The organism is Haloplanus rubicundus (genome assembly GCF_003342675.1).
In the GTDB taxonomy this organism is placed as follows: Archaea; Halobacteriota; Halobacteria; order Halobacteriales; family Haloferacaceae; genus Haloplanus; species Haloplanus rubicundus.
In genome coordinates, this window is the sequence record NZ_CP031148.1 from 1,067,151 (window position 1) to 1,081,921 (window position 14,771).

A 14,771-nucleotide genomic window follows, 5' to 3' on the forward strand; every position below is an offset into this window, starting at 1 on the left:
GGATCACGATACGCCCCCGACGGCGATAAATATTGGCGATCCGACTATTCGATGTGGATGGCCGGGCGGAAGGGGACGGCGTTCCCGGCCCGGTCGCCGGGGTCCGGCGGGTCGGCGTCCTCGGCGTACACCGTCACGTCCGCGTCGAACTCGCGTTCGAGGAACGGGACGGCCGCCTCGTAGACGGCCAGTTCGTCCAACTCGGCGAGGACCTCGACCGTCTCGTCGTCGAGGTCACGCACGAGTTCGACCAGGTCGCCGACGAGGTCGTTGACCGCCTCGCCGCGTTCCCGCAGGGCGGGGTCGCTCATCGCCTCGCTCATCGCCGCGCCCACGTCCGGGCCGGCCTCGACGACGGCGTCGAACACCGTTCCTTTCCAGTCCGCGGCGACGTACACCCGAATCGTCTCCGGATCCGTCCCCGTCACGTCCACGATGTCGTTTACGTCCTCGGTGAGGCGTTCGATCCGTCGTTCCCGGACCTCGACCGTCGGGCGCTCCAGTTCGGGGTCGACCGTAGGCCACGGGGCGTCCTCGGCCGGCGTTCCCGTCAACTCCTCGTGAAGCTCGTTGGTGAGGAAGGGGACGAACGGGGCGAGCAGGCGCAGCCGCGTCTCCAGGGCGCGCCGGAGCGTCCACTGAGCGCCCGGTCGGCTCCGGTCGGTCCGGCGGCGGTACCACCGGAGCGACTCCTCGAAGCCGTAGAAGGCGGTCTGACTCGCCGCCCGCGTCTCGGAGTTCTCCATCGCCGCGGTCACCTCACGAACCGTCCCCTGCAGTTTCGAGAGCAGCCACCGGTCGATGTCGGCGAGGTCACGGGCCTCGGGGTCGTCGTCGAGGGTCGACCCCGGATCGTCGGGCAGCAGCTCCGTCGCGCGGTTCCAGAACCGGTCGAGCTGGTTGCGGACGCTCTCGACCTGTCCCGCCCGCCAGTCGTAGTCCTGCCACGGCTCCGCGGAGTTGAGCAGGAAGAAGCGCACGGTGTCGGCGCCGTAGCGGTCGATGGCCTCGCCCGGCAGGACGACGTGGCCCTTCGAGGACGACATCTTCTCCCCCTCCAGCAGGCCCATCCCCATGATGACGATGCCCGCCGGCCACTCGGCCTCCTCGAACAGTTCCGCGTGGTGGAACAGGTAGAAGGTGAGGTGGTTGGAGATGAGGTCGTTCGCGGAGAAGCGGTAGTCGACGGGGTACCAGTGCAGCCACTCCTCGCGCAGGTCGAGGGCGCGGGGGTCGGGGTCCTCGACCGCCTCGGGGCCGTAGAACAGCGCGTCGAAGAAGTCGCGGTCGAGGTCCTCGACCGGAATCTCGCGCAGGCGGGGCGCGACCGTGTAGTACGCCATGTAGATGGTCGAGTCGGAGAGGGGTTCGATGACGAAGTCGTCGTCCCACGGCAGGCGCGTCCCCAGCCCGTAGTTGCGGATGCACGGCCACTCGTTCAGCCAGTCGATGGTGTGGTCGTACTCGCCGCGGGTGTTCTCGGGGATGCACTCCATGTTCTCGACGACCCGCTTGGTCGCTTCCTTCCAGTCCTCGTCGTTGTACCGGAGGAACCAGGTGTCCTGTTCGGCCACCTCGACGTCGCCGCCACAGCGACAGATCACCTCCTCCGAGAACTCGTACATCGTCCCGAAGTGACCCGCCTCGACCCCCTGCTCACGGTAGGCTTCCCGAACCTCCTCGATCACTTCGCCGGCGAACTCGCCGTAGTCGTCGTGGAGGCGCCCGGCGTGGAACTCACGGTTGTACAGCTCCTTCGTCACGGCCTCCAGTTCGGGGTCGTTCGAGGATTCGACGCCCGCCCGCTCGACGGCGTCTTTCGCCGGCACCTCGCCGTACCCCTCGACGTCGAGGATCGGCACCGGTTCGATCCGGTCGACGACCGCGGGGTCGACGCCGTAGCGCTCCATCCGCGCGTCGTCGGCTTTCGCCTCCTGCAAGGCGAGGTAGTCGTCCGGCGAGTGAGCCGGGACGGACATCACGACGCCCGTGGCGTTGTCGGGGTCGACGAACGTCGCCGGCAGGATGGGTACCTCGTCGCCGGTGACGGGGTTGGTGACCGACTCGCCCACGAGGTCCGCCCCCGCGAACGTCTCCGAGACGCTGACGTCGTGGGCCTGTAGGCGAAGCTTCTCGGTCGCCGCCTCGCTCACGAGCCACGTCTCGCCGTCGACCGTCGCGCGGGCGTAGGTGCCTTCGGGGTCGACGTAGGCGTTGGTGACGCCGCGCACCGTCTCGGGGCGGAGCGTCGCCATCGGCACCACCGCGTCGTCGAGGCCGAACCGGATCAGGGTGTACTCCTGATACTCGGCTTCCTCACCTTCGAGCAGGTCGTGGGTCGTGACCGGCTGCTCCTCGTTCGTGCAGTATTTGACGGGGTGGAGGCCCTTCTCCAGTCGGTTCCGTTCGCGGAGGGTCTCGTACTGCCACGTGATGAACTTCGAGTAGCGCTCGTCGTTCGTGGTGAACTCGCGGCGCCAGTCGATGGAGAGCCCCAGCGACTTCATCCCGCGCTTGTAATGTTCCTCGATGAAGTAGCGGGCGTACCCCATCGGCGTCTCCAGGTCCTGCAGGGTCGACTCGGGAACCTCGTAGGTGTCCCGGAGCACCGAGAGCTGTTCTTCCTCGCCTTTCTTCAGGCGTTCGACGGCGCCGATGATCGGCGTCCCGGTGACGTGCCACGCGATGGGAAAGAGGACGTTGTCGCCCTGCTGGCGTCGGTAGCGGGCGTACACGTCCGGGACGGTGTAGGTCCGGGCGTGGCCGATGTGCATTCCGCCGCTCGGGTACGGGTACGGGACGGTGATGAACGTCGCGTCCTCGTCGTCCGACGGATCGGCTTCGTACCTACCCGTCTCCGCCCAGCGCTCCCGCCAGCGCTCCTCGATAGCCTGCGGGTCGTAGTCCATGTCCCGCCCGAAGAACCCCCGACCTAAAATAACTCCTATCCCGCCGAAACCGGCGATTATCGCTCCTGATCACGGCGGCCGATCCCAATAAGGAGCCATTACCTCACCGGATGCCGGCGGTAAGACACCATTATATATCCGTGGTCGGCTCCTCGGTCCCCGACGAGCATACCGTGAAGGTATCGTCGTTCGGTCGATTCGCCGGCGCTGTCGCCGTCGGGGGGCTCGGTGCCGCGCTAGTCGTCGTGTTGGCCGTCGAGGGCGGTGACGCGTGGCGATCCCTCGTCGTCGTTGCCCCGCTCAGCCTCGCCGTCCTCCTGTTCGTCGCCGCCGCTTGGCTCCTCCGGAGCGACCTCGACGGCCGAATCGCGCTTCGGGTACCGCTGTTGACCGCCGTCGGGATGCTCGTGTTCGGTACCTTCGGCGCCTTCGTGGCCTTCGACCTCCTCCCGGACGCGACCGGTGCGCGGCCGACGCTGGTCGTGTTACACTTCGTCAGCGTCGGCGGCGCGGTCGGCGTCCTCGTCGGTCTGTTCACCGCGAGACAGGCGACGACGATTCGGGCGCTTCGCACCCGCGAGGCCGAACTCCGCCGGTCCCGGGACGAGTATCAGGACCTCTTCGACGGCATCGGCGACGCGGTCCTCGTCCACGACACCCGGGGGACGATCATCGCCGCCAACGACGCCGCGTCGGAGCGCCTGGGCTACGCCGACTCGCTCGTGGGCCGTCGGATCGACGACGTGGAGTGTGCCCGTGCCGACGAGGCGTCGGCGACCGTACGGACCGATTCGGCCGACGACCGCATCGTCTACGAGACGGTCCACACGGCCGCCGATGGCGAGACGATTCCGGTCGAGGTGAGCGCCCGATACGTCCGATATCGGGGCTCGCCGGCGGTACTGTCGGTCGCTCGTGACGTCACCCGCCGCCGGGACTCCGAGCACGAACTCGCCCGGAAGCGGGATCAGCTTCGGGCGCTCAACCGCGTCCTGCGCCACGACATCCGCAACGACATGCAGATCGTTCTCGGGCTGGGTGGACTCCTCGAGGACCACGTCGACGAGGAGGGGGCGGAGTATCTCCGGACGATCCGCGACACCGGCGAACACGTCGTCGAGCTCACCGAGAGCTCGCGTGACCTCGCACGGGCGGTCGCCGGCGAGGCCGAACTCCCGCTGGAATCCGTCTCCCTCGACGAGACGCTTCGGGCGGAAATCGACCGCCGACGAGAGGCGTTCGGCCACGCGTCCATCGAACTCCACGGCGACGTTCCCGACGTGGACGTGCGGGCGAACGACCTGCTGTCGTCGGTGTTTCGGAACCTCCTGAACAACGCCGTCCAGCACAGCGACCGAGAGGAACCGACAGTGGAAGTCACCGCCGACATGACGCGTGGCGACCACACGGCCATCGTCCGTATCGCCGACGACGGCCCCGGCATCGCACCGGGGCGGCGGGAGGCCGTGTTCGGGAAGGGAGAGAAGGGACTCGACAGCGAGGGCACCGGCCTCGGGCTCTATCTCGTCCAGTCGCTGGTCGATCAGTACGGCGGCGAGGTGTGGATCGAGGACAACGAGCCGCGAGGAACCGTCGTCGTCGTCGAACTGCCGATTTCGGTGGATTGAGGCCCGGAAACGGAGATTCGGCTCCTGGTCGCGTGCCGGTGACGGTGTACCAACCGATGGCCCCGAAGCGTTCGCCCAGACGGAAACGGTATTCCGGCCCCTGGTATCCCGGCCCGTGACTAGTCCCCGATCACGACCGGATGTGGCTACCGTTTCAGTACGGAGGGATCGGTTCGGGAAGCCTTCGGGAGTTTCTCGTGGCTCTCGTCGTGATAGTCGGGATTCCGATTGCCGTTCTCGTCTGCGGGCGCCTCTTCGAGAAACTCGTTTGATCGAATGCCTTTCGACGAGCGAAAACGCCGTGTTCCGTAGAATGTACGTTCCGTAAAATGTCGCGTCCCGCGGTCACGTGACCCGGAGGCTACTCGACGTCGATGTGACGCACGTCGGCGTCGGCTTCGACGGGGATGGTGACGGTCAGTACGCCGTTCCGGTAGCTCGCGGACGCGCCCTCGCCGTCCACGTCTGCGGGCAGGCGGATGGTGCGGCGCATCGAGTGGTGGCGGCGCTCGCGGCGGACGTACGCGTCCTCGTCGATGTCGGACGCCGTCTCGGAGTCGGCGCGGATGGTCAGGAGGTCGCCGTCGACGGAGATGTCGAAGTCGGACTTCTCGAAGCCGGGCACGTCCGCCGTGACGACGATTTCGCCGTCGTAGTGGGCGACGTCGATGGCGAACTCGCCGGCTCCGGAGCTGGAGCTGGAGCTGGAGCCGGAGCCGGGGCGGTTGTAGCGGCCGAACGCTCCCCATCGGTCACCGGTCATGCGCTCGAAGAGGTCGTCGAAGTCACTGAAGTAGTCGTTTGGTTGCATTGGTAATCGCCGACCTACCGTACGCCCGCCGAGGGCATAAATACCGCTGGATGCGAGATAGCCAATCACACGGTAGAAGGCTTCAGAGAGGTGTTCGGGGCGTTTCAGACGACGTGGCGAGTGTCGTAAGAGCCGAGTCGGCGCACCCAGCCGTTGGCGGCGATTTCCTCCACGTCCTCGACGGCGTCGCGGGCGTGGCGCTCGTAGAGACCGGCCTCGAAGTCGATGTGGAAGAGGTAGTCGCCGAGGCGGTCACCCGTGGGACGGGACTCCACGCGCGAGAGGTTGATGTCCCGGTCCGCGAAGGCCTCGAGCAGTTCGAGGAGGAGGCCGGGGTAGTTGGCGTTCGGATTGACGATGATCGTCGATTTCCCGCCGGCGTCCGAGCCTTCGTCGGCGGGCGCGATGGCGAAAAACCGAGTGGCGTTCGAGTCGCGGTCCTGGATATCCTCCGCGAGCACCTGGAGGTCGTCGCCGGCGTTGTCGGGGTGGGCGATGGCGGCGACCGAAGCGTCCTCGCGGGCGTGTTCGACGCCACGGGCGGTGCTGGTGACTGCCTCCAGGGTCACGTCGGGGTACTCGGCTTCGAGGAAGGAGCGACACTGCGCGAGCGCCTGCGAGTGGCTGGCGACCACGTCGAACTCCGGCGACTGCGCGATCAGTGCGTGGCGAATCGGTGTCACGATCTCCTCGACGACGCTCACCTCGTAGTCGGCGAGGGCGTCGAGCGTCTCCGTGACGCTCCCTTCGATGCTGTTCTCGATGGGGACGACGCCGCGTCGGTACTCGCCGTCCGCCACCGCCTCGACGATGGCGGTCACGGACTCGCTGAAGGTCACCTCGTCGGCGACCGCCCCCGCGGCGCGGTGGGAGTACGTCCCCGCGGGGCCGAGCGTGATGGCTTTCATGCCTCTCGGTTGCGCGGAGAGTGGGAAAAGCGCGTCGGGTTGGGGTGAGCGCGGCGTCTCAGGCCAGTCGGAGGCGGACGTTGAAGACGCTCCCCCGTGGCTCGTTGTCCTCGATCCACACCTCGCCGCCGTACTGATCGACGAGCGTGTACACCAGATAGAGCCCGAGGCCGGTGCCCTCGCTGTCGAGTCCCTTCTCTCCCCGTCCGAACACGGCTTCGCGGCGGTCGGGGTCGATGCCGGGGCCGTCGTCGGCGACTCGAACCAGCACCCACTCGTCCTCGACGTCGGCGGACACCTCGACGGTTGGCTCGTCGCCGTCGTGGTGCTGGACGGCGTTGTTCAGGAGGTTCCGGAACACCGAGCGGAGCATGTCGTTCGCCACCACCTCGACCAGCGGCACGTTCCCCCGCGTTCGGATCGTGGCGTCCGGATAGCTGGATTCGGCCTCCCGCACCTCCCGATCCAGCACGAACGAGAGGTTCGTCGGTTCGAGGTTCTCCCCCGGTTCGGCGACGAGCGCGTCCATCAGTTCGCCCATCAGGTCCGTCAGTTCGATGACGTGCTTGGTTCGCGTCCGAATCGTCTCCAGGTGGGGTTTGCCCCTGTCGTCGGAGACGTCGTCCAACAGGTCGGCCATCCCCTGCACGAGCTGCATGTCGTTGCGGATGTCGTGGCGGACGATGCGGTTGAGGAGTTCGAGGCGCTCGTTTTGTTCCTCCAAGACCTGCTGGTACTCCCGCGTCTCGGTCACGTCCTTGATCGCCCCGTCGATGTACGCTTCACCCTCCGCACTCTCGCAGTGACAGACGGTGACGAGCCCCCAGAATCGGTCGCCGCTCAACGTCCGGAGTTCCACCTTCTCGGTCACCACGCCCCGCTCGTCCAGCGCGTCGAAGACGGACCGGCAGTCCTTCCCGTCGTCGTAGATAGCGGCGACGGGCGTCGACAGCAGGTCGACCTTCGAGTCCGCGTCGAACAGGTCGACCATCGTCGGGTTGGCTTCGAGGAAGGATCCGTCCGGATCGTAGGGAGCCCGGAAAATTCCGGTCGGGACGTGTTCGACCAGTTCCTCGAACCGGCCGAGTTCCTCCCGCCGGCGCTTGCGCTCGGTCACGTCCCGAACGGTCGTCAGCACGCTCCGCTCGCCGTCGAGGGTCGTCAGCGACGCGGAGAGCTCGCCCCAGAACGGCTCCCCGCCACGGCGGCGAAACCGCCACTCGACGGTCCGCCCGTCGTCCCCCGCGGCGTCGACGAGCGACTGGATCGGGGCGTCGGATCGCGTCCTCTCGGTCAGCAGGTCACCGAGTCGGCCGTCCGTGAGCGCGTCGCGGTCGAAGCCACTCATCGCGACGAAGCGGCCGTTGGCGTCGCGGACGGCGCCGGTGTCCGGATCGAGAACGAGGAGCCCGTCGGAGACGTGCTCGAAGAGCGCACGGTACTCCGAGCCGGGCTCGGCGGTGGCCCGATTGTTCACGACGGGGGTGTGTCCGAGGCGAGTATAAACCCGCCCCTCCGATTATCACTGCGTGTAACAGATGTCGACGAAGTTCCGCAGGATCGTCAGCCCCGTCTCGCCGCTCTTCTCCGGGTGGAACTGCGTCCCGAAGACGGTGCCCTCGTCGTTGGCGATAACCGCGGGGAAGGTGCGGCCGTGGTCCGTCGTGGCGACCACCGCCTCGTCGTCGTCCGGAACGGCGTAGTAGGAGTGGACGAAGTAGGCGTACTCGCCGTCGACGGAGCCGCCGCCCGGGCCGTCGCGCTCCGGCGCGGCCGCCGCGTCGACGCCCGAGACGAGGGGGTGGTCGCGCTCGACGGTCAGGTCGTTCCAGCCCATGTGGGGCACCTTCTGTCCCTCGGCGAAGCGGACGTTCCGCCCGGGGACGAAATCGAGGCCGACGACGTCGCCCTCGCCGGCGTGGTCCGCCTCCTCGCTCGACGTGAGGAGCATCTGCATCCCGAGACAGATGCCGAAGACGGGTTGGCCGCGGTCGACGGCGTCGGCGAGGGCGTCGCGGTACGGTCCGGCGTTCTCCATCCCTTCGCGGAACGCACCGACGCCCGGCAGGACGATGCCGTCGGCGGCGGCAAAGTCGTCGGGATCGTCGGTGATGGTGACCGACGCGCCGGCGCGTTCGAGGCCGCGCGTTGCCGACCGGAGGTTGCCGAGGCCGTAGTCGACGATGACCACGTCGGCAAGCGCCTCCGACGGGGGTCGGGAGAGGCTCATACGTGTAGTCGGTCCGCAGGGGGCAAGTGGCTTTCCGTTGCGGTAGGGATTATCGGCTCTGCTGAAACCCTCGGCCGCTGATCTGCGGCCGATGCCATGCTGCATACAGGGCGCGTATTCAGCACGGCACAGGCCGAGACTCCGCGGGAGTGACAACGATTAACAGGCCCGAGGCTGTATCTACTACCCGACGGTCGAGAGGCGGCTTTCAGCGAGGGTTGACCGTTCAATCGCGAGGGAGAAAAGATGGCAGAACTCACTACCGAACGGGTGACAGCCGAGCTCGAGGGGAGCTTCGTCGTGTTCCGAATCGGAATGAGAATAAACACACTCTGGAAGGTCCACGAATGGCTCCCCGTTCTTCGAGCGATGCCGAAGATGCTCGAGGAACTTGAAACGGACGCCGAGAGCGGATTGCTGGGGTACGACACGAAACTGGGAATTCGGAATCACGAAGTCGTCCAGTACTGGCGGTCGTTCGAACAGTTGCGGGAGTACGCCCTCAACCCGGACGGTCGACACGCCCCTGCGATCCAGTGGACCAATCAGCAAATGCGCGAGAGCGATGCCGTGGGAATCTGGCACGAGACGTATCTCGTGGGGGGCGGCGCGTATGAAACGGTATACAACAATACGCCACCCATCGGCTTGGGAAAGGCAGGGACGCTGTATCCCGCGACTGATCGTCGGCGAACAGCCGCAGGGAGACTGGGATTGACCGAGGGAGACGATGTGACCTACGAGGAGGATGGTGTGCAGTCCGAACCTATCGAACCACGGTAAGGTGATACAACAGACGTCCAGTCCCGGATGATCCCGTACACGACGGCGTTTTGAAGACTGTGGGCGGGGGTGGATCGACACTTCGTATCGGTCACGGGGAATCTGCCAGAAGCCGAGAAAGTTTCGACGTTGTTGCTGGATAGAGGGCGCGAATTGTTGCATTTGCGCGTGGGGATCGGCCGTTTACAGTGTGACAGACGTTCGGTCGCGTGAATTGTGACGGACGGCGGGAGCTTGGAGCCAGGATTCTGCTGTCTGTGGTTCGATATGGCTAAAATCATTTTCAAACGACCAGCCGATCCACTCGATAGCAGTACTGAGGCGGCCAAATTCTGTCATGAACACTCAGGATTCGTCTACCCCATCCTCTAACTTGACGCCCCCACTATACCCGGACGATTCTTTTATATGTAGTTATTTTATCCGCAAGCGCCATCCGGAATGGTGGCTCCCCTTTCGGTACAGTGCTTCGATGAGAAATTCTGCGGTCACAGGGACCGACGCTATCGGGACGTTATGAACGGTACAGGCCCGTAACAGGGCATTGATGTCTGCTTCGTGTGGCTGTGCGATCGAGGGATCACGCAAAAAAATGACACCATCGATGTCGCCTTCAACGACTTCTGCGGCGATCTGTACGTCTCCACCGACGCTGCCACCCCGTTTACGCTCGATGTTTAGATCCGTCTTACGCATGAGTCGCTTGGCGGTCATCCCAGTCCCGACTAAGTCAAAATTTGAGAGGATATCTTCATACGCCTGTACTATCTCTACGAGTGTTGGTTTCTTCTCGTCGTGTGCGATGAGTGCGACTCGTGCCACATCCGGTTTCATAATTGAGTTTTCGGTAGAGAGAGGCTGTTACCTTCCGTGACACCCGCACAACCTCTCGCCTGCGTTCGGCCTCATGACAAAGAGGTCATATAGGCGGATTCGAGCTACTGTATGTTAACTTTTACCATGGTGTCCATTGAGACCGTTCTGTACGTGGTCTTTAGCCCGTGCGGTGTCAATCGGCAGTACATCGGACGTTCCCGACGGAACGATCCGGCGAGAAGCGATGGACCGTCACGACACCCTCTCTCAGTAGTCGCCCAACCGCGACTGCCCGCCGCCCCCGTCCGTCGAGACGCCGGCGAGGTCCGCCGCCTTCGCTATCGCCGCGTCGAACGCCTCCCGCTGGCTCCGGTCGTACAGCGTCGCCGCCGGGTGGAGACAGACGAGGACGCGCCGCGACGCCCCGCCGAGACGCGCGTCGACGACCGATCCCGCCTCCTTCGTCACCGCCACGGAGCGATCCAGCAGGCGCTCGCCGGGCACCTTTCCCAGCGTGACGATCAGGTCCGGATCGACGAACTCGATTTCGCGTTCCAGAAAGTCCGCGCAGTTGTCGAGTTCCTCGACGTGCGGGTCGCGGTTCTCCGGCGGGCGACACCGCACGCAGTTGGTGATGCGCACGTCGGCGCGTGCGAGGCCGGCGTCGCGGAGGGCGTCGTCGAGGACGGTCCCCGACCGGCCGACGAAGGGTTCGCCCTCGGCGTCCTCGTTGGCGCCGGGGGCCTCGCCGACGAACAGGAGCGCGGCGTCGTCGGGGCCGACGCCGTTGACGATGCGACTCCGTGACTCGACGAGCGCCGGACAGCGCTCGCAGGCCGTCACGTCCGGCCCGTCGCGTTCGACCATACTGGACCGCCGGGGGCCGGGGGCTTAAACGTCGCCGTCGCTCGCGCGGAAGCGTCGCGCCGCCCGGGCCGCCAGCCGCGCCACGCGGAGCGGTTCGGGCCGGCCGCCCTCGGGGGTGTACGCCCGGACGATCTCCGCGGCCCGGGCGGCGTCGACGCCGACGGCCCGGACCCACACCGCGTCGTCGTTCACCTCGATCCGTCGGCGCGGCGGCTGTGCGCGGTAGGTCGCCAGTCGCTCGTCGAGGGCGTCGTCGGAGAACTCCCGGTGGAGCGCGGGTTCGAGGCCGGGACTCGACTCGAAGGAGAGGGATAGAACGGGCCGCTCGACGGCGTCGGCGAGCGCCCGCAGGTCGACGAGGTTGAACCACGCGGGCGCGATGCCGGCGAGCAGGAGATACTGCACGTCCTCGCGGTCCAGGTCGACGAACAGCGACTCGACGGCGGCGGTGGCGTCGGTGCCACCGACCGTACACGATCCGAAGACGAACCCGTCTGCGGTTCGGTCCGCCCGGAGAACGGCCCCGCAGAGGACGCTCCGGTCGTCGCCGTCGGCGAACGACTCCGCGACGCCGAGCGCCCGCGTGCCCGCCTTCATCGCGGGTGCGACGACGAGACGCGACCGCGACGCCACCGCACGCCCGCCGCGGTCACTCCTCTTTGATGTCTTTGAGCCGATCGAGCAGTTCGTCGTTCGACGCCCCGATCTCGAACTCGACCGACCCCCGGTGGTCGTTCTCGGACGTCTCGACCCCTTCGTTGTCGTCGAGGTCGGCGTCTAACTCCTGGTTCTCCTGTTCGGATTCGTCGTAGCTCCCGAAGCCCATACGTGTATCCGTAGCACGCGCACGATGAAAAAACATTTGCAGGCGGTCCCCGATCCACACCGGGCAGTTATTTCCCCCGTCACCGCCGTGTGTCGGGTATGGACGTACTCACCGTCACCGCGGACGCCGAGGAGTTCACGTGCAACGCCTATCTTGTCACCGGGGCGACGCCGACGCTGGTCGACGCGGGGACGATGCCCGGCGTCGCGTCCGTCGTCGCGGACCACGTCGACGAGTTGGATCGGGTGGTGCTCACCCATCAGCACCACGACCACGTCGGCGAACTCGACGCCGTCCTCGACGCGTTCGACGCCGACCTGTACGCCTACGGCGACCACTCGCGGCGGACGCACGAACTCTCGGACGGCGACACCGTGGCGATGGGCGACGAGTCGTTCGACGTCGTCTACACGCCGGGCCACGCGGACGACCACGTCTCGCTCGTGAGCGAGCACACCCTCTTCAGCGGCGACGTGGTCGTCTACAACGACGGCGCGTTCGACGACGGGAGCTTCGGCCGGACCGACATGGCCGGGCAGTCACGCGAGCGCCTCATCGAGAGCCTGGAGACGCTGCTCGACCGACTGCCGGACTCGGTGACGGCGATGTACGCCGGCCACGGCGACGCGTTCCACGCGGACGACGAGAGCGTCCGGCAGGTGATAGCGCGGGCGCTCTCGCGGGCGGAGCGTCGCGAGCCGAAGTACCAGGATTAGGCGCTACGGCGTTCTTTCGCCTTGGGGCGGAGCTTCTTGTACCCGCACTTGCGGCAGCGCTTGGCGCGGGGTGCGTTGCGCGCGTTACACCGCATACAGATCTGTTTGTCGAGCATCCGCTTTTCCGCGCTCTCGAAGGTAGCCATACGACTCGATTTCCGGTCGACGGTGATAACGCTTGCGAGTGCCCACGACGCCACGCCGTCGCCCGGCACAACGCAAGCGTTTAGACAGCCGGTTGAGTAGGTTGGGACATGGCGAACTGTCCACTCGCCGACGACTGCCCCAGTTTCTCGGAGCGGATCCAGGGCATGGGGTGCCAGCACTACGGTGACCGCGGGGGTGCCGAGTGGTGCAACCACTACGACATGCCCATCTCCGATCTGAAACAGCAGCCGGTGAAACCCGGGGAGGAGCTCGTCGTCGAGGTGACCGATATCCACGAGAGCGGCGCGGGCGTCGGCCGTACCGAAGACGGCTTCATCGTCCTCGTCGACGGGACGCTCCCGCCGGCGCGGGCGCGGGTCCGCATCGACCGCGTGAAGGCCAACCACGCGACGGCCGACGAAGTCGAACGGCTGCCGATGGAGGAGGAAGAGGACGACGAGGTGACGGCCGCCGACGAGTCGGACGGGGAGTCGACGGCGGGGGACTCCGGTCGTCCCGAGCAGTTGGGAAGCCGAGACAACTTCTGGGGGAGCTAGTCGCCGGCACCGCCCCAACGTCGAGAGTGGACAGTCGGAAGTGTAGCTTTTAGGGGCCGAAGGCGTACTACCGAGGCATGGAAGACGACCCGGACGCGAACGCCCTGCTCGAACGCGCCGGTTTCGACCCAGAGAAGAGCGTTCTGACGCGCCGACAGGCCGAAGTGCTCGCCCTCCGCGAGCGGAACGTGCGCCAGTCCACCATCGCCGATCTCCTCGGCACCTCCCGTGCGAACGTCTCCAGCATCGAGTCGAGCGCCCGGGACAACGTGGCGAAGGCCCGCGAAACCGTCGCCTTCGCGGAGGCCCTGACCGCGCCCGTCCGGGTCGAAGTCGACGAGGAGACCGACCTCTACAACGTGCCGAAACTCGTCTACGACGCCTGCGACGCCGCCGGCGTCAAGGTCAACCACACCGCGCCGGATCTGATGAAACTCGTCAGCGACGAGGCCGGCGAGGCCGTGCAGGGCCGCGAGATTCAGGCCCCCCTGCTGGTCGGCGTCACCACCGACGGCACCGTCAGAGTTCGGCAGTCGAAGTAATCAGAACTCGCCGCGCCGCTCCAGTTCGGCCACCAGGTCGCGCACCTGCTGTGCCCTCTCCGTCGGCACCACCAGCACCCGGTCGTCGTACGCGACGACGGTCAGGTCGTCGACGCCCACCAGCGAGACGTGGACGTCCTCGCCCGCGACCACGTTGTTCTCGGCGTCGAGACTCACGACGTCGACGTCGCCGACGGCGACGGTCCCGTCCTCGTCGGCCGGCAGCAGCCGCCGGAGCGCGTCCCACGAGCCGAGGTCGTCCCACTCGACGCCGAGGGGGACCGTCACGACGTCGTCGGCGCGTTCGAACACCGCGTGATCGACGCTCACCGGGTCGACGGCGTCGAACCCTTCCGTCGGATCGCCGGCGTCGAGCGCGTCGAGCAACGGCCCGAGCGGCGTGTCCCGTGCCGCCGCGCGGAACGCCGCGGGCGTCCACGCGAAGACGCCGGCGTTCCAGTAGTCGCCCCGGTCGACGTACCGTCGGGCCGTCTCGGCGTCCGGTTTCTCGTGGAACGCGGCCACATCGGCGTAGTCGCCGTGGTCTGGCCCCGGTTCGATGTACCCGTAGCCCGTATCGGGGCGGGTGGGTTCGACGCCGAAGGTGACGAGTGCGCCCGTCTCGGTGGCGACGCGGGCGCCACGGCGGGCGGCCGCCTCGAAGTCGCCGTCGACGTGGTGGTCGCTCGGCACCGCGAGGACGACGGGGTCCGCGAACCGGTCGGCGACCCGGTGGGTGGCGTAGGCCAGCGCCGGGCCGGTGTCCTTGCCCGCGGGTTCGACGAGGACGGTCGCGTCGGGGGCCGCCTCGCCGACGGCGTCCTCGAACCCCGGTCGGGTCACGACGACCACCTCGTCGGCGAAGTCGACGCGGGCGACGGTACGTTCGAGGAGGCTGTCGTCGCCGCCGATGGCGAGCAACTGCTTCGGTCGGTGGCTCCGGCTCGCGGGGTAGAGCCGCGTGCCGACGCCGCCGGCGAGCACGACGGCGACGAGCGGTCGATCCGTGGCTGTTGGGCGATTCACGGCGC

16 protein-coding genes are annotated in these 14,771 nt (G+C 66.9%); 5 read left to right on the forward strand and 11 right to left on the reverse strand.

Annotated features, from left to right (window positions below):
* Nucleotides 1–44: 44 nt before the first annotated feature.
* Nucleotides 45–2,909 (reverse strand): leucine--tRNA ligase, encoded by a 2,865-nt coding sequence (leuS, locus tag DU484_RS06480; RefSeq protein ID WP_114605442.1) that lies wholly within the window; start codon nt 2,907–2,909, stop codon nt 45–47.
* Nucleotides 2,910–3,082: 173 nt separating this feature from the next.
* Here leuS and DU484_RS06485 point away from each other — a divergent pair, with 173 nt between their 5' ends.
* Complete coding sequence (locus DU484_RS06485; RefSeq protein ID WP_187347773.1) at nt 3,083–4,537, forward strand: sensor histidine kinase; 1,455 nt, start codon at nt 3,083–3,085, stop codon at nt 4,535–4,537.
* A 361-nt stretch (nt 4,538–4,898) separates the two neighbouring features.
* On the opposite strand, the gene DU484_RS06490 is transcribed toward DU484_RS06485, so the two are convergent.
* The 4 genes from DU484_RS06490 to hisH all read right to left on the reverse strand — a co-directional run bounded on the left by DU484_RS06490 (nt 4,899) and on the right by hisH (nt 8,486).
* A complete protein-coding gene (locus DU484_RS06490) occupies nt 4,899–5,348 on the reverse strand; it encodes an Hsp20/alpha crystallin family protein (RefSeq protein ID WP_114585311.1) in 450 nt (149 codons plus the stop codon).
* A gap of 104 nt (nt 5,349–5,452) precedes the next feature.
* Nucleotides 5,453–6,256 carry a prephenate dehydratase gene (gene pheA / locus DU484_RS06495; protein WP_114585312.1) on the reverse strand — a complete coding sequence of 268 codons (804 nt, stop codon included), beginning with the start codon at nt 6,254–6,256 and terminating at the stop codon, nt 5,453–5,455.
* A gap of 58 nt (nt 6,257–6,314) precedes the next feature.
* The gene (locus DU484_RS06500; RefSeq protein WP_114585313.1) at nt 6,315–7,733 is read right to left on the reverse strand and encodes a sensor histidine kinase; all 1,419 of its coding nucleotides are present in this window, start codon (nt 7,731–7,733) and stop codon (nt 6,315–6,317) included.
* A gap of 45 nt (nt 7,734–7,778) precedes the next feature.
* Nucleotides 7,779–8,486 carry an imidazole glycerol phosphate synthase subunit HisH gene (gene hisH, locus DU484_RS06505; RefSeq protein WP_114585314.1) on the reverse strand — a complete coding sequence of 236 codons (708 nt, stop codon included), beginning with the start codon at nt 8,484–8,486 and terminating at the stop codon, nt 7,779–7,781.
* Between the two features lie 246 nt (nt 8,487–8,732).
* Between hisH and DU484_RS06510 the strand changes: the two genes are divergently transcribed.
* Nucleotides 8,733–9,269, forward strand: coding sequence for a DUF4188 domain-containing protein (locus DU484_RS06510; protein ID WP_114585315.1), 537 nt, complete (start codon nt 8,733–8,735; stop codon nt 9,267–9,269).
* Nucleotides 9,270–9,683: 414 nt separating this feature from the next.
* Here DU484_RS06510 and DU484_RS06515 read toward each other — a convergent pair whose 3' ends face one another.
* The 4 genes from DU484_RS06515 to DU484_RS06530 form a co-directional block, all read right to left on the reverse strand.
* On the reverse strand, nt 9,684–10,091 hold the full coding sequence (locus DU484_RS06515; protein ID WP_114587183.1) for a methylglyoxal synthase: 408 nt from the start codon (nt 10,089–10,091) through the stop codon (nt 9,684–9,686).
* 261 nt (nt 10,092–10,352) lie between these two features.
* On the reverse strand, nt 10,353–10,952 hold the full coding sequence (locus tag DU484_RS06520) for a uracil-DNA glycosylase (protein WP_114585316.1): 600 nt from the start codon (nt 10,950–10,952) through the stop codon (nt 10,353–10,355).
* A 24-nt stretch (nt 10,953–10,976) separates the two neighbouring features.
* Nucleotides 10,977–11,549, reverse strand: coding sequence for an endonuclease dU (locus tag DU484_RS06525; RefSeq protein ID WP_114587184.1), 573 nt, complete (start codon nt 11,547–11,549; stop codon nt 10,977–10,979).
* Nucleotides 11,550–11,601: 52 nt separating this feature from the next.
* On the reverse strand, nt 11,602–11,778 hold the full coding sequence (locus DU484_RS06530; RefSeq protein ID WP_114585317.1) for a DUF5786 family protein: 177 nt from the start codon (nt 11,776–11,778) through the stop codon (nt 11,602–11,604).
* A 98-nt stretch (nt 11,779–11,876) separates the two neighbouring features.
* Between DU484_RS06530 and DU484_RS06535 the strand changes: the two genes are divergently transcribed.
* Nucleotides 11,877–12,494: an MBL fold metallo-hydrolase gene (locus DU484_RS06535; protein WP_114585318.1), complete on the forward strand. Its 618-nt coding sequence runs from the start codon at nt 11,877–11,879 to the stop codon at nt 12,492–12,494.
* Here DU484_RS06535 and DU484_RS06540 read toward each other — a convergent pair.
* Nucleotides 12,491–12,640: a 50S ribosomal protein L40e gene (locus DU484_RS06540; RefSeq protein ID WP_114448092.1), complete on the reverse strand. Its 150-nt coding sequence runs from the start codon at nt 12,638–12,640 to the stop codon at nt 12,491–12,493. The two genes, DU484_RS06535 and DU484_RS06540, sit on opposite strands and share 4 nt — an antisense overlap.
* A 108-nt stretch (nt 12,641–12,748) precedes the next feature.
* On the opposite strand from DU484_RS06540, the gene DU484_RS06545 reads away from it, so the two are divergent.
* Both DU484_RS06545 and DU484_RS06550 read left to right on the forward strand, forming a co-directional pair.
* Nucleotides 12,749–13,198 carry a TRAM domain-containing protein gene (locus DU484_RS06545; protein ID WP_114585319.1) on the forward strand — a complete coding sequence of 150 codons (450 nt, stop codon included), beginning with the start codon at nt 12,749–12,751 and terminating at the stop codon, nt 13,196–13,198.
* A 77-nt stretch (nt 13,199–13,275) separates the two neighbouring features.
* Entirely contained in the window at nt 13,276–13,740 is a 465-nt protein-coding gene (locus DU484_RS06550) for a Tfx family DNA-binding protein (RefSeq protein ID WP_114585320.1), read from the forward strand.
* Here DU484_RS06550 and DU484_RS06555 read toward each other — a convergent pair whose 3' ends face one another.
* Nucleotides 13,741–14,766: a mannose-1-phosphate guanylyltransferase gene (locus tag DU484_RS06555; protein WP_114606727.1), complete on the reverse strand. Its 1,026-nt coding sequence runs from the start codon at nt 14,764–14,766 to the stop codon at nt 13,741–13,743.
* Nucleotides 14,767–14,771: the final 5 nt, after the last annotated feature.

Excerpts from the sequence above, each read along its gene's own strand:
- leuS (WP_114605442.1), bottom strand. The coding sequence starts at position 2,909 with ATGGACTACGACCCGCAGGCTATCGAGGAGCGCTGGCGGGAGCGCTGG.
- DU484_RS06490 (WP_114585311.1), bottom strand. The coding sequence starts at position 5,348 with ATGCAACCAAACGACTACTTCAGTGACTTCGACGACCTCTTCGAGCGC.
- pheA (WP_114585312.1), bottom strand. The coding sequence starts at position 6,256 with ATGAAAGCCATCACGCTCGGCCCCGCGGGGACGTACTCCCACCGCGCC.
- hisH (WP_114585314.1), bottom strand. The coding sequence starts at position 8,486 with ATGAGCCTCTCCCGACCCCCGTCGGAGGCGCTTGCCGACGTGGTCATC.
- DU484_RS06510 (WP_114585315.1), top strand. The coding sequence starts at position 8,733 with ATGGCAGAACTCACTACCGAACGGGTGACAGCCGAGCTCGAGGGGAGC.
- DU484_RS06520 (WP_114585316.1), bottom strand. The coding sequence starts at position 10,952 with ATGGTCGAACGCGACGGGCCGGACGTGACGGCCTGCGAGCGCTGTCCG.
- DU484_RS06525 (WP_114587184.1), bottom strand. The coding sequence starts at position 11,549 with ATGAAGGCGGGCACGCGGGCGCTCGGCGTCGCGGAGTCGTTCGCCGAC.
- DU484_RS06530 (WP_114585317.1), bottom strand. The coding sequence starts at position 11,778 with ATGGGCTTCGGGAGCTACGACGAATCCGAACAGGAGAACCAGGAGTTA.
- DU484_RS06535 (WP_114585318.1), top strand. The coding sequence starts at position 11,877 with ATGGACGTACTCACCGTCACCGCGGACGCCGAGGAGTTCACGTGCAAC.
- DU484_RS06540 (WP_114448092.1), bottom strand. The coding sequence starts at position 12,640 with ATGGCTACCTTCGAGAGCGCGGAAAAGCGGATGCTCGACAAACAGATC.
- DU484_RS06545 (WP_114585319.1), top strand. The coding sequence starts at position 12,749 with ATGGCGAACTGTCCACTCGCCGACGACTGCCCCAGTTTCTCGGAGCGG.
- DU484_RS06550 (WP_114585320.1), top strand. The coding sequence starts at position 13,276 with ATGGAAGACGACCCGGACGCGAACGCCCTGCTCGAACGCGCCGGTTTC.